The following is a 14181-nucleotide window of genomic DNA, read 5'->3' on the forward strand; positions in this document are numbered from 1 at the left end:
GCTTCAGGAGCCCGCCCTGTCGGTCGTCGCCGCCCTCCACCATGTCACCCGCTACCGCTACGACCGGCTGGTCGAGCTGGGGCCTCAGGTCGTGCGCCTGCGGCCGGCGCCGCACTGCCGCACGCGCATCCCCAGCTATTCGCTGAAGATCACGCCCGAGAACCACTTCATCAACTGGCAGCAGGACCCGCACGGCAACTGGCTGGCCAGGCTCGTCTTCCCCGAGCGGACCACCGAGTTCAGCGTCACCGTCGACCTCACCGCCGAGATGGTGGTGGTCAATCCGTTCGACTTCTTCGTCGAGCCCTATGCGGAGTTCATGCCCTTCGCCTACGCCGACGACCTGAAGGCTGACCTGGCGGCCTACATGACCGTCGAGGACGAGGGCCCGCTGCTGGACGCGGCGGTCGCCGAGCTCAAGGCCGAGGGCGAGCGCACGACCGACTTCCTGGTCGGGCTGAACGCGGAGCTGCAGCGCAGGATCAAGTATCTGGTGCGCATGGAGGTCGGCGTGCAGGCGCCGGACGAGACCCTTCAGCTCGCCTCCGGCTCGTGCCGCGACAGCGCCTGGCTCCTGGTGCAGATGCTGCGCAAGCTGGGTCTGGCCGCCCGCTTCGTCTCCGGCTACCTGATCCAGCTCAAGGCGGACATCGATCCGGTCGACGGGCCGAAGGGAACCCAGCAGGACTTCACCGACCTGCACGCCTGGGCCGAGGTCTACCTCCCCGGCGCCGGCTGGATCGGGCTGGACGCCACCTCGGGCCTGCTCTGCGGCGAGGGCCATCTGCCGCTGGCCGCCACGCCGCACTACCGCTCGGCCGCGCCGATCGCCGGCTTCGCCTCCATCGCCAAGACCGACTTCGACTTCGAGATGACCCTCTCGCGCCTGGTGGAGCCGGTGCGCATCACCCGGCCCTTCGAGGATTCGGAGTGGGGCGCGCTGGAGGCCCTGGGCGACAAGGTGGAGCACGACCTGAAGGCCCAGGACGTGCGCCTGACCATGGGCGGCGAGCCCACCTTCGTCTCGATCGACGACTTCCAGTCCGAGGAGTGGAACACCGCCGCGTCCGGCCCCGCCAAGCCGGTGATCGCCGAGCAGTTGATCCATCGGCTCAGGGCGCGCTTCGGCGCCGGCGGCATGCTGCACCACGGCCAGGGCAAGTGGTATCCGGGCGAGCCGCTGCCGCGCTGGGCGCTCGGGCTCTACTGGCGGCGTGACGGCCTGCCCGTCTGGCGCGCCGCCGATCCCTCCGAGCGGCCGGGCCGCCGCGAGCCGGCGACCAGCGCCGACGCGCTGGGCCTCATCCAGCGGCTGGCGCGGCGCCTGGAGCTGGACGCCGCCTGCGTCCTGCCGGCCAGGGAGGACCCGCTGCACTGGATCAAGGCCGAGGGCGACCTGCCGCCCGACGTGGTCATCGACGACGAGGAGATCGACGATCCGCAGGCGCGCCACACCCTGCGCCGGGTGATGGCGGGCGGGCTCTCCAAACCCGTCGGCTTCGTCCTGCCGATCCGCAAGCCCCTGACCAAGGCCGAGGGGGAGGGCTGGCTCACCGAGCCCTGGCGCTTCGAGCGCGGCCAGCTCTACCTGCTGGCCGGGGACTCGCCGATCGGCCTGCGCCTGCCGCTCGGCGGCCTGCCGGCGGTCAAGCCCGAGGACTATCCCTACATCACGCCGGTCGACCCCTATGAGCCGCGCGGGCCTTTGCCGGACTTCGACGAGGCGTTCCGCGCGCCCACCCCGCCGCCGTCGCGCGCCTCCGGCCCCCGCGGCAGGGCGCCGATCGTGCGCACAGCCCTTTGCGTGGAGCCGCGCGGCGAGCACCTTTACGTCTTCATGCCGCCCGTGGCGCGGGTGGAGGACTATCTGGAGCTGGTCGCCCACATCGAGGCCGCCGCCGAAGGCGCCAGCGTGCGCATCGAGGGCTACACCCCGCCCGACGACGCTCGCGTGGCGGTGCTCAAGGTCACCCCCGACCCCGGCGTCATCGAGGTCAACGTCCAGCCCGCCGCCGACTGGCGCGAGGCGGTGGCCATCACCACCGGCCTCTACGAGGAGGCCCGCGTCTGCCGTCTGGGCGCGGACAAGTTCATGATCGACGGGCGCCACACCGGCACCGGCGGCGGCGCCCACGTGGTGGTCGGCGGCGCCAGCCCCGACGATTCCCCGTTCCTGCGCCGGCCGGACGTGCTGAAGAGCCTCTTGCTCTACTGGCAGCGCCACCCCTCGCTGAGCTACCTGTTCTCCGGCCTGTTCGTCGGGCCCACCAGCCAGGCGCCGCGGGTGGACGAGGCGCGCCACGACGTCCTCTACGAGCTGGACATCGCCCTTTCCATGGTGCCGCCGCCGGGGGAGGGCGAGCCGCCGGCGCCGTGGCTGGTGGACCGCCTGCTGCGCAACCTGCTCACCGACGTGGCGGGCAACACCCACCGCACCGAGATCTGCATCGACAAGCTCTATTCGCCGGACGGGCCGACAGGCCGCCTGGGCCTCCTGGAATTCCGCGGCTTCGAAATGCCGCCGGACGCCCGGATGAACCTCGCCCAGCAGCTTTTGATCCGTTCACTGATCGCCTGGTTCTGGCGCGCGCCGCAGACCGGCAAGCTGGTGCGCTGGGGCACGGCCCTGCACGACCGCTTCATGCTGCCCCACTTCGTTTGGAGCGACTTCCTCGGCGTGCTGGCCGACCTGGGGGCGGCGGGCTATCCGTTCAAGCCCTTGTGGTTCGAGGCCCAGCGCGAGTTCCGCTTCCCGCTGCACGGCAAGGTGCAGTACGCCGGCGTCGAGCTGGAGCTGCGCCACGCCCTGGAGCCCTGGCACGTGATGGGGGAGGAGGGCTTCGGCGGCGGCACGGTGCGCTTCGTCGATTCCTCGATGGAACGGCTGCAGGTGCTGGCCCGCGGCTTCAATCCCGAGCGTCACGTGATCACCTGCAACGGCCGTCCGCTGCCGATGACGTCCACGGGCGTGTCCATGGAGGCGGTCGCCGGCGTCCGCTACAAGGCCTGGAAACTGCCCAGCGGCCTGCATCCCACCCTGCCGGTGGATTCGCCGCTCACCTTCGACATCGTCGACCGCTGGAACAACCGCTCGCTGGGCGGCTGCGTCTACCATGTCGCGCATCCGGGCGGGCGCAACTATGATACGTTCCCGGTCAATTCCTACGAGGCGCAGGCCCGCAGAAAGGCGCGCTTCGAGGAGATCGGTCACAGCCCGGGGATCGTCACGCCGCCGCCTCCGGAACCGATGGGGGAATTTCCGATGACGCTCGATCTGAGAACACGCCTTGGCGCATGAGACGGTCAGCGCGCTCCACAAGAGCGAGGCCCTCGGCGTGGCCGCGGCCGCGCGCCTGTCCGGCTGGCTGCGCGGCTACAAGCCGTTCGTCGGCATTCCGGACGAGCTGCTCGACCGCACGGGCCGGCCGCGGCACTCCTGGCTGAGCTTCCTGGGCGAGATCGCCGAGTACCCCGACGACGAGTTCCAGAACCGCTTCAGCCTGGCCACCCGGCACATCCGCGACACCGGCGTCTCCTACCGCGTCTACGGCGAGGAGAACGAGCGTAGCTGGCCGCTCAATCCGCTGCCGCTGATCCTGGACGAGGCCGAGTGGGCCCAGATCGCCGAGGGCGTCGAACAGCGCGCGCGGCTCATGGAAGCCGTGCTGCAGGACATCTACGGCGACGGGACCCTGTTGTCCTGCGGCGCCCTGCCGGCCGCCGCCATCACTGGCAGCGCCGATTTCATCCGCCCGATCCAGGGGGTCCGCCCGCCGGGCGGACGCTACCTGCAGCTCTACGCCGCCGACCTGGGCCGTGGGCCCGACGGCCGCTGGTGGGTGCTGGACGACCGTTCCCAGGCGCCCTCGGGCGCGGGCTACGCCCTCGAGAACCGGCTGGTGCTCTCCAGGGCCTTCCCCAGCCTCTACAACGCCATGAACGTGCAGCGCCTGGCCGGCTTCTTCGACGGCCTGCGCAAGGGCCTGGCCGCCGCCGCCGACCGCAGCGACCCGCGCATCTGCCTGCTCACCCCGGGGCCGTTCAGCGAGACCTATTTCGAACAGGCGCACCTCGCCCGCTACCTGGGCTTCCTCCTGGTCGAGGGCGACGACCTCCTGGTGCGCGACGGGCGGGCCTATGTGCGCACCATCGCCGGGCTCAAGCGCGCCGACGTGATCTGGCGGCGCGTCGACGCCGACTTCATCGATCCCTTGGAGCTGAACAGCGCCTCGCGGCTGGGCACGCCCGGCCTGCTGGAGGCGATCCGCCAGGGCGGGGTGGCGGTGCTCAACATGCCGGGCTCCGGCGTCCTGCAGTCCAAGGCGCTCGAGGGCTTCCTGCCCCGGCTCAGCCGCCGGCTGCTGGGCGAGGAGCTGAAGATGCCCAACATCGCCACCTGGTGGTGCGGCCAGCCGGCCGAGCAGGCGATGGTGGAGTCCAACCTGGAGCACCTGGCCATCGCCCCGGCCTTCGGCGGTCCCGGCCCCGACGGCGTGACCGGCCAGGCGAGGCTGATGGCCGACCTGACGCCCGAGCAGCGCGAGGCCTTCCTCAAGCGCTTCAGGGACCGGCCCGGCGACTTCGTCGGCCAGGAGGTGGTCAAGCTCTCCACCACCCCGGTGCTGCGCGACGGGCGGCTGGAGCCGGCGCCGTTCGTCCTGCGGGTGTTCGTAGCGGCCACGCCAGACGGCCTGAAGATCATGCCCGGCGGCTTCTGCCGCACTTCCGAGCAGGCCGACGTGCGGGCCATCTCCATGGGCGACGAGGCCCGCACGGCCGACGTGTGGGTCATCGGCGACAAGCCGGTGGAGCGGATCACCCTGCTGGCCTCGCGCGACGAGGTGAAGATCCACCGCATCCTCGGCCACCTGCCGAGCCGGGCGGCCGACAACCTGTTCTGGCTGGGCCGCTACCTGGAGCGGGCCGAGGCCACCCTGCGCCTGGTGCGCAGCCTGTGCACCAGCCTGATGGACTCCGAGGCCGCCCTGCACACCTCCGGCGAGACGCTCAGCCGCCTGCAGCAGTTGCTCATCAACTGGGGCGCCCTGGGCGAGGACGCCCTGGGCCGGCCCGCGCTCGAGGTCGCCCGCGACACCCTGCACGACCGCGCCGCCTACGGCTCGGTGATCAACCTGGTGCGCAACGCCCGCCGCACCGCCGCCAGCATGCGCGAGCGCCTGTCGCCCGACTTCTGGACCCTGCTGATGAACCTGGAGACACGCCTGTTGGAGCACGCCCAGGAGGTCTGGTCCGAGGCCGCGGCCCTGGAGCAGGTGGAGACGGCGCTGCAGGCCCTGGCCGCGCTCTCCGGCCTCGCCCAGGAGAACATGAACCGTGTGGCCGGCTGGCGCTTCATGGACATGGGCCGGCGCATCGAGCGCGGGATCAACACCTGCCGCTATGTGCGCACCCTCGCCGACGACGCGGCCACCATCGACGACCTCGACCTGCTGCTCGACCTGGCCGACAGCCAGATCAGCTATCGCGCCCGCTATCTGGTCGGCCTGGCGCTCACGCCGGTGCGCGACATGATCGTGCTCGACCCCTTCAACACCCGTTCGCTGGCCTTCCAGATCTTCAAGCTGAAGGAGCATCTGGCCACCCTGCCGACCCTGCAGGAGGACGGCATGCTGGAAGAGCCGAGCAAGATCCTCCTGCCGCTCGCCACGGAGGTGCAGACCGCCGACGCGGCCTGTCTCGACATGGAATCGGTGCTGGCCTACGAGCAGAGCCTGCTCAGCCTGTCGATGGCTGTCGCCGACCGCTTCTTCCTCCAGGGGGCGCATGCCGCGCCCACCCCCAGAGCCAACGCCCTCGCGTGATCTACAGCGTCTTCCACCGCACGACCTACGCCTACGAAGACGCCGTGACCTTCGCCCGTTGCGTGCTGCGCCTGACGCCGCGCACCACCGCCTCGCAGACCGTGCTGCAAAGCGCCATCACCGTGATCCCCCGGCCGAGCCAGACCCTCGAGCGCGCCGGCCCCTTCGGCGAGCGCATGCTCACCGTCACGATCGAGGAGCCGCACACCACCCTGGTCATCGAGGCGATCGCGCGGGTGGACGTGCACGCCGCGCCGGTGACCGACCTGGCCGACAGCCCGCCCTGGGAAGCCGTGCGCACGGCGAGCTTCGCCACCATCGACATCAGTCCGGAAAGCCCGGCAGCCTATCTCTATTCCTCCACGCGCGCGCCGGTCGTGCCGGCCATCACCGACTATGCGCGACAGAGCTTCCCGCCCGGCCGGCCGATCCTTGAGGCGGCCTTCGAGCTGACCCGCCGGCTGACCGCCGATTTCATCTACGACGCCGAGGCGACCGACGTCGGCACCCCCGTCGACGCGGCGTTCGCAGCGCGCCGGGGCGTCTGCCAGGACTTCACCCACATCATGATCTCGGCCCTGCGCGGCCTTGGCCTGCCGGCGTCCTACGTCAGCGGCTACCTGCGCACCATTCCCCCGCCGGGCAAGCCGCGCCTCGAGGGCGCCGACGCCACCCACGCCTGGGTCGACCTGTGGTGCGGCGACGTGCGCGGCTGGATCGGCTTCGATCCGACCAACGCCCTGATCGTGCAGAACGACCACATCGTCCTGGCGATCGGCCGCGACTACGCCGATGTCGCGCCGATCGACGGGGTGCTGCTGGCTTCCGGCGACCAGGCGATCAAGGTGGAGGTGGACGTCGTTCCCGAGCCCGACGCGTTGGCGGCGACGCCGGCCTTCGAGGCGCGCGCCTCCCGCTCGGCCTGACGGGGAGGGGCGGCCTTGGCCTACCGCCGCGCGCTGGGCGACACGACCTGGACCTTCGCCGGCCTGGCCGAGGTGATGGCCAAGGCCTCGCCCCCGCGCTCGGGCGACATGCTGGCGGGCCTGGCCGCCGAAAGCGCCGAGGAGAACGTCGCCGCCAAGCTGGTGCTGGCCGACACGCCGCTGAAGGCCTTCCTGGGCGAGCCGCTGGTGCCCTACGAGGCCGACGAGGTCACTCGCCTGATCCTGGACACGCACGACCGGGCCGCCTTCGCCCCGGTGGCGTCCATGACGGTGGGCGCCTTCCGCGACTGGCTGCTTTCGCCCGCCGCTTCGTCGCAGGCGCTTGCGGCGCTCGCCCCCGGCCTGACGCCGGAGATGGCCGCCGCGGTCAGCAAGATCATGCGCAACCAGGACCTGATCCTGGCCGCCTCGAAATGCCGGGTCGTCACGCGCTTTCGCGACACCATCGGCCTGCCCGGAACCATGGCCGTGCGCCTGCAGCCCAACCATCCCACCGACGATGCGGCCGGGATCACCGCCTCGATCCTCGACGGCCTCCTCTACGGCTGCGGCGACGCGGTGATCGGGATCAATCCGGCCAGCGACAGCCTGGCGGTGCTGGGCGACCTTGTGCGGCTGATGGACGATCTCATTCAGCGCTTCGCCATCCCCACCCAGTCGTGCGTGCTCACCCACGTGACCAGCGCCGTCGAGCTGATCGAGCGCGGCGCGCCGGTGGACCTGGTCTTCCAGTCGATTGCGGGGACCGAGGCGGCCAACAAGAGCTTCGGCGTCACCCTGTCCTTGCTGGCCGAGGGCATGGACGCGGCCCGCTCGCTGAAGCGCGGCACGCTCGGCGACAACGTCATGTACTTCGAGACCGGCCAGGGCTCGGCCCTGTCGGCCGGCGCGCACCACGGGATCGACCAGCAGACCCTGGAGGCCAGGGCCTACGGCGTCGCCCGCGCCTTCCAGCCGCTCCTGGTGAACACCGTCGTCGGCTTCATCGGCCCGGAATACCTCTATGACGGCAAGCAGATCATTCGCGCGGGGCTGGAGGACCACTTCTGCGGCAAGCTGCTCGGCGCGCCGCTGGGCTGCGACGTCTGCTACACCAACCACGCCGAGGCCGATCAGGACGACATGGACAGCCTGCTCACCCTGCTGGCCGCCGCCGGGGTGACCTTCATCATGGGCGTGCCGGGCGCCGACGACGTGATGCTGAACTACCAGTCCACCTCGTTCCACGACGCGCTCTATGTCCGCGAGCTCCTCGGCCTGAAACGCGCGCCGGAGTTCGAGGCCTGGCTGGAAGCCATGAAGATCACCGACGCCCGGGGCCGGCTCGCCCCGCCGCAGGGCGGCCACCCGCTGCTGGCGGCGGCCGGGTGAGCCTGCCGCCCGATCCCTGGAGCCGCCTGCGCGCGCTGACCCCGGCGCGCATCGCCCTCGGCCGCGCGGGCGCCAGCCTGCCCACCACCGCCGTGCTCGACTTCGCCTTCTCGCACGCGCGGGCGCGAGACGCCGTGCACGCGCCCTTCGACGCCGAGGCCGTGGCCCGGCAGGTCGAGGCGCTGGGTCTTTCGACCCTGATCGTCGACAGCGCCGCCCCGGACCGCGCCGTCTACCTGCGCCGGCCGGATCTCGGCCGACGCCTGTCGGACGAGAGCGCCCGCCGCCTGGCGGGGCGGGGCAAGGGGGCGTTCGACATCGCCATCGTCGTCGCCGACGGGCTCTCCAGCACAGCGGTTCACGCCCACGCCGCGCCGCTGATCGCCGCCCTGAAGCCCGCCGCCGAGGCCGAGGGCCGGCGCCTCGCCCCGGTGGTTGTCGCCCGCCAGGCGCGCGTGGCCCTGGGCGACGAGGTCGGCGCGGCGCTCGGCGCGCGTCTGGTGCTGCTGTTGGTGGGCGAGCGGCCGGGCCTCTCCTCCCCCGACAGCCTGGGCGCCTATGTCACCTTCGCCCCGCGCGCGGGCCGCACAGACGCCGAGCGCAACTGCGTCTCCAACATCCGCGCCGAGGGGCTCTCCTACGAAGCCGCCGCGTTCAAGATCGCCTGGCTCGCCCGCCAGGCCCTGCGCCTGGGTCTCACTGGCGTCTCCCTGAAGGACGAGAGCGACCTGGAGGCCCTGGCCGCGCCGGGCTCGCGCGCGTTGGAGTGATCAGCGCGCGGTGAGGTGGAAGATGGCCGCCTCGCCGCCCAGCGCCCCGCCCACCAGGATGTCCCCGGGATCGCCCGCCTCGGCGCTGAAGACGAAGAGATCGCCGCCCGAATCCAGCATCTTCTCGGCCTTCACCCGTCCCGTCGCGTCCAGCGTCAGCAACATGCCGCTGTAGGTCGTGGAGGGCGCCGCGCCCTGCGCCTCGGCCTTGGCGCGCGCCTCCAGCGGCGCGTAGTCGAGGACGTTGGCCTTGCGCGCGGCGACGAAGGTGGAGCCGTCGCCCAGCGCGGCGAGCGCGCGGACCTCCGAGGTTCCCGGGCTCGCGTCCGTCCAGACCGGCGCCGGCGCAAGGTCCGCGTCCAGCCGCGCCACGGCGGCCTTCAGCTCGGCCGTGCAGCTTGGCTGCACGCCGCCGCCCAGCAGGATCGCGCCATCCTGAAGCGCCACGGACGCCGCCATCCAGCCATCTAGGCGCCGGGAGGCGATCAGCGTCCCGCTCGCCGCTTCGCGCAGCTCCACCCAGGTGATCGGCGGACGCCGGCACAGCGGCTGGTCGAAGTCGTCCTCTCCAAGGAGAACCGGCTGGTCCGGCGGCGGATAGCGCTCGGTGTAGGTGAGGATGAGGTTCGGCCCGACCGGCGTGATCGTCGCCTCGTCCAGGAAGGCGGCCGGCGGCGTCACGTCGAACATCGGCTGCGGCTTCAGCTTCGCGTCGAGGCTCATCACATGCAGGGCGACGTGGCCCGCCGGCGCCTCGACCGTGACGACGACGGCGTGGTCGGCGTCGAGGTTGGCTCCCGCCGCCATGAAGATGTTCCGGTCCGCCCGGCCCTCGCCGCGCCAGGCGCCGGCGGGCCGGCCGCTCTTCCCGTCGAACGCCAGCAACGCCGGGACCGCGCGCCCCTCCGGCCCGGCGGCCTGCGCGCCGATCACCACCTTGCCGCCGAGCTCCAGCAGCACGCGTCCGGCGCGCGCCTCGCCGTCCTGCCGCCGCCAGATTTCGCGTCCGTCGGCGCCCGCCATGCGCACCGCCGCGCCCTGGCGGCCCTTGGCGTCGGCGGGGCCGATGAAGCCGGCCAGCACCCGGCCGCCGTCGCGCCGCAGGGTCAGGACCTCGCTGTCGCCGCCGGCGTTCGTCAGCAGGTCGGCGGTCACGACCGGCTCTGCGGGATCCGGCGCCCGCGGGGCGATTCCGCCGTCGCCCAGCACGATGAACGGCGTCCAGAAGCGCGGGTGCAGATAGGCCCGTCCGGGCGGCGCGGCCAGGAACGCCCGCTGCGCCCGCGCCAGGGCGTCGGCCGGGCTGGAGCCTTGCCGCAGGTTGGCGAACAGCCCGGAGACCACCGCTTCGCCGGTGGTGGAATCCACCGCCCACAGCGTGCCCAGGGTCGCCGGCACGCCGGCCACCGCGAAGGCCGAGGCCAGCGCCGGCAGGTCCCGGCTCATCTGCGACAGGTCGAAGTTGGCGGTGTTGCAGGCCGACAGCGCCACGAAGCGGGCGGTCAGGTTCAGGTCGGCGATTTCCGAGGCGGTGAAGAGGCCGTCGTTGGTCGGATCGGCGGAGGAGACCGGCGTCAGGGCGAGCGCCGGTTCGGCGAGGCCCTGCAGGTCGTCGCGCAGCAGGCCATGGGTGGCGAAGGAGAGGTAGCGGTAGGCGCCGACGAGCTGTCCGCGCACGTCGTGTTCGGTGGCCGCCTGGCCCGTCAGGATCTTGGCCGCCGCGAAGCCCTTGGCCGACGCCTCCAGCTCAAGCCTGGTCTCCGGCAACGGCGCCAGCGCGGCCAGGGACGCGCCGCCGCGCACCCCGCGCCGCACGATCTTCGCCCGGTCCTCGCCGCCTTCAGTGGTTCCGCTCAGCACCGGATCGCCCACGCCGAGGAAGTCGAAGTCGGCCGGCGCGCGCGCCGCCGCCGAGCGCGCCGCGACGATCGCGCTGGCCGAGCCGGCGTAGCTGATCGAATGGTCGGCCACGAGCCAGGCCGCGCCCGCCAGGTCATAGCCCTGGCCGAGCTTGGGCGGTGCATGCTCCAGAAGGGCGGCCAGCGGCACGCCGGTGATCGAGGCGTTCGGCAGCCAAAGGATATGGTCGCCGGGCTTCAGGCAGCCGTCGAAAGGCCGGATCAGCACGTCATAGAGCCGCGTCGCCGCCGCGACGGGAAACTGGCTGTCCAGGGCCTCGTTCGGCGCGTAGTCGGCGGTGAGCGCCGATTGCAGCAGGCGGATGTCGAGGCCGGTCTGGCGCAGGTCGGCCGGCGCCGCCTTCCGCAGGATCCCGTCCCGGCGCACGCACATGTAGGCGAGGCCGCCGGCGACCGGCGCCGCCGTCAGCGCGGCCTCGTTCGGCCCGAGCACGGCCTGCAGCGCCTTCAGCGGCGTGATGTTCGCGCCGGAGGTGGAGACGTCCGCCCGGACCAGATCGGCGTCCGCCGCGGAGATCCGCGAGGCGAAGTCGCGGAAGGCGCCGCGCGTGGTCACGTCGTAGCGCAGGGCCCGGCCCGTGGGCGCGGTGTTCGCCGCCATCGCCACGACCTTCGTCAGCTCGTCGCGCTCCAGCTCGTCGCGCCGGGCGCGCAGGCGCAGCGCCTGGTGGATGGAGCGGCGCTGCATGGCGTCTCGCGCCTGGCCGAGCGCCGTCAGCGCATCGGCGTCCAAGGTGGCGCCTTGCCGTCCGGCGAGTTGCATGAGCGCGAAGATCGTCTCGTCGGCGTCCGAGCCGCCGGCTCCCGCCTGGGTGAGCACCAGGCCGATCAGCACCTGATCGAGCGCGCCGGGCCGATACCATCCGCCGAAGCCGGCCGTCGGAAAGCCCTTCACGGCGGCCTCAATCCGCTGGCCGGCTGCGAGCAGGCCGCGCGCCCGCGCCTCGCCTGGCGGCTGGGCCAGCGCCGCGCCCATGACGCGGTAGACTTCGAGCGCGCTGTTCGTCGTGTCGTTGAACTTCACGTCCAGCGGCTGGGCCAGGGCCGCGGCGGCCCCCGGATCGTCGCCCTGGCTGAAGGCGTTCACCAGCGCGCGGACGGCCAGATAGGTCGTCTCGCCATAGGTCGCCGGTCGCCGGCCGGATTTGGAGAAGCGGTCGGCCAGGGGGTGCTGGTCCAGCGCGGCGTGGGCGCAGTCCAGGTCCAGGCGGCCGGCGCAGACCGCCGCCTTCATGGTCAGGGCGTCGGAGAGCACGTCCTGCCGAACGTCGTCGTCCAGTTCGATCACGCGGGCGACGGCGGCGGCCAGGTCGATGGATCTGCCCGCGCCCTGGAAATCGCCTCGCTCTTCGAGCAGGCGCGCCTCGGTCAGCCGGAAGCGCGCGGCCTCGAGCGTCAGCGGCGGCAGCGTCTTGAAGATGAAGTCCCCGGCGGCCTTGTAGACGCCGAAGGCGCGCTCGCCTTGGCCGGCGTCGTCCAGCGCGGCCACCGCCTTGGCGAGGGCCTCGGCGACGGCGAGGCGGCTGTCCTGCGGGTTCTGCAGGGCGGCGACCAAGGAGAGCGTCTTGTCGACGGCCCGGCCCGCGCCGTCGTAGTCGTCGAGGGTGATGTCGGCGTCGGCGAGCAGGGCTTGCCGTTTCAGATAGAGCGCGCCGTTATAGGCGTTCTCGTGCTTCCAGAGCTCGTCATCGGCCACGAGGCGGGTCGCCTCGAGCGACCGCAAAGCCATGCGCGCCTGGTTCAGATAGTAGTCGTAGAGCCGCAAGCGCTCGCGGTCCTGCAACGAGGCGGCCTTCGCGGGCGGGTTCTCGGTCTCGACGTAGTCCTTGGCGTATTGCAGCACGCACGCGTCCGCCTCGCCCTCGACGCACATGTCCAGCAGCGCCCTCAACACCGCCAGCCGCGGCGCCGGATCCTTCGTCTCGGGACGGTCGAGCGCGGCGGCGAGCCGGCTGCGCGCGGTCAGCGCCTTGCCTTGGAAGTAGAGCCCCCAGGCCGAGGCGATCTCATCGCCGGGCGTTGGCGCCGCTATTGCAGGTTGCGTGCAGGCCAGAAGCACACTTGCGGCGCCCAACGCCGCCGCTAGGCTTGGCCATGAGACAACAGGTCGGGGAAGGCGTGCCATGAGGCGGTTCCGGATCGCGGCGGCTCTGCTGCTGCTAGCTTCACCATCATACGCGTGGTCTGCGCCGAAGGAGCAACCTCTGGGCGAGGCGATGCCCTCGTTCGCGTCGTCGAGCGCGCCGACGGCCCTGCCGCCGGGGTTGCCGTCCGGCGCCGGCGCCGCCCGGACCGCCCGCTTCGGCAAGGTCGTGGCCCAGCTTCAGTCCGGCGCCGGCGCGACCCGCGGCGCGAAGGAGGCGGAGGTCTACAAGGACGCCTCGCCGGCCGTGGTGCTGGTGATGACCGACACCGCGCTCGGCTCCGGCGCCCTGATCGACGCCGAGGGCCACATCCTGACCAACCTGCACGTGGTCGGCGACAGCGACACGGTGGGTGTGGTCTTCAAGCCGAAGGCGGAGGGCGCCGAGATCGGCAAGGCCGACGTGCGCCTCGCCGAGGTCGTGCGCCGCGACGAGGTGGCCGACCTGGCCCTGCTGAGGGTCGCCGAGCCGCCGGAGCGCATCACGCCGCTCAAGCTTGGCGACATGGCCGACGTCCAGGTGGGCGCCGACGTGCACGCCATCGGCCATCCCACCGGCGAGGCCTGGACCTACACGCGCGGCATCGTCAGCCAGGTCCGCAAGGACTACGAGTGGGCCGCCGAGGATCGGCTGCCGCACAAGGCCACGGTGATCCAGACCCAGACCCCGATCAATCCCGGCAATTCCGGCGGGCCGCTGCTCGACGACAAGACCGAACTCGTCGGCGTCAACAGCTTCAAGGGCGACGGCGAGGGGCTGAACTTCGCCGTCTCGATCGACGACGTGAAGGCGTTCCTGACCCGCACGGGCGACCGCATGATCGACCCCGAGGTGAAGGCCAAGGCCACCTGCGAGGAAAAGGTCGTCGGCCAGCGCCGGTCCCGCAAGCCTCGGGGCGTCGAGTACGACATCGACTCCGACTGCGACGGCCAGGGCGACTACGTCACGGTCGTGCCGGACGACAAGAAGCTGGGCATCATGTCGGTGTTCGACACCAATAGTGACGGGCTCATCGACATGATGCTGTTCGACGACGATCGCGACGGCCAGACCGATGCGGCCTACCTCGACACCGACGGCGACGGGAAGCCCGACCTGCGCGGCGATTTCCGGCCCGGCGAGTCCGAGCCCTATCGATATGAGAAGATCAGCCAGTAGACGCCATGGCCCGCGCCCGTCTAGGCAGGATTGAGCAGCCTGGAGCGCGC

7 protein-coding genes are annotated in these 14181 nt (G+C 71.9%); 6 read left to right on the forward strand and 1 reads right to left on the reverse strand.

The annotated features are described in order from the left end of the window. The first annotated feature begins 16 nt into the window (after positions 1-16). Genes ACE3TA_RS13585 through eutC form a run of 5 tightly spaced genes read left to right on the forward strand, consistent with a single transcriptional unit; the run spans position 17 to position 8910 of the window. A complete protein-coding gene (locus ACE3TA_RS13585; protein ID WP_374574826.1) occupies positions 17-3298 on the forward strand; it encodes a DUF2126 domain-containing protein in 3282 nt (1093 codons plus the stop codon). Beyond that, on the forward strand, positions 3288-5822 hold the full coding sequence (locus ACE3TA_RS13590; RefSeq protein WP_374574531.1) for a circularly permuted type 2 ATP-grasp protein: 2535 nt from the start codon (positions 3288-3290) through the stop codon (positions 5820-5822). Before ACE3TA_RS13585 ends, ACE3TA_RS13590 begins: the two co-directional genes overlap by 11 nt. Beyond that, positions 5819-6748 carry a transglutaminase N-terminal domain-containing protein gene (locus ACE3TA_RS13595; protein ID WP_374574533.1) on the forward strand — a complete coding sequence of 310 codons (930 nt, stop codon included), beginning with the start codon at positions 5819-5821 and terminating at the stop codon, positions 6746-6748. Before ACE3TA_RS13590 ends, ACE3TA_RS13595 begins: the two co-directional genes overlap by 4 nt. Before the next feature lie 15 nt (positions 6749-6763). Next, positions 6764-8140 carry an ethanolamine ammonia-lyase subunit EutB gene (locus ACE3TA_RS13600; RefSeq protein ID WP_374574535.1) on the forward strand — a complete coding sequence of 459 codons (1377 nt, stop codon included), beginning with the start codon at positions 6764-6766 and terminating at the stop codon, positions 8138-8140. Then, entirely contained in the window at positions 8137-8910 is a 774-nt protein-coding gene (gene eutC, locus ACE3TA_RS13605; RefSeq protein ID WP_374574537.1) for an ethanolamine ammonia-lyase subunit EutC, read from the forward strand. The genes ACE3TA_RS13600 and eutC overlap by 4 nt, the downstream gene beginning before the upstream one ends. Here eutC and ACE3TA_RS13610 read toward each other — a convergent pair whose 3' ends face one another. Next, positions 8911-12888 (reverse strand): CHAT domain-containing protein, encoded by a 3978-nt coding sequence (locus ACE3TA_RS13610; protein WP_374574539.1) that lies wholly within the window; start codon positions 12886-12888, stop codon positions 8911-8913. 157 nt (positions 12889-13045) lie between these two features. On the opposite strand from ACE3TA_RS13610, the gene ACE3TA_RS13615 reads away from it, so the two are divergent. Next, positions 13046-14131: a trypsin-like peptidase domain-containing protein gene (locus tag ACE3TA_RS13615; protein WP_374574541.1), complete on the forward strand. Its 1086-nt coding sequence runs from the start codon at positions 13046-13048 to the stop codon at positions 14129-14131. The last annotated feature ends 50 nt before the right edge of the window (positions 14132-14181 follow it).

It is taken from the genome of Phenylobacterium sp. (assembly GCF_041916435.1).
Taxonomy (GTDB): domain Bacteria; phylum Pseudomonadota; class Alphaproteobacteria; order Caulobacterales; family Caulobacteraceae; genus Phenylobacterium.

Excerpts from the sequence above, each read along its gene's own strand:
- ACE3TA_RS13615 (WP_374574541.1), top strand. The coding sequence starts at position 13,046 with ATGCCCTCGTTCGCGTCGTCGAGCGCGCCGACGGCCCTGCCGCCGGGG.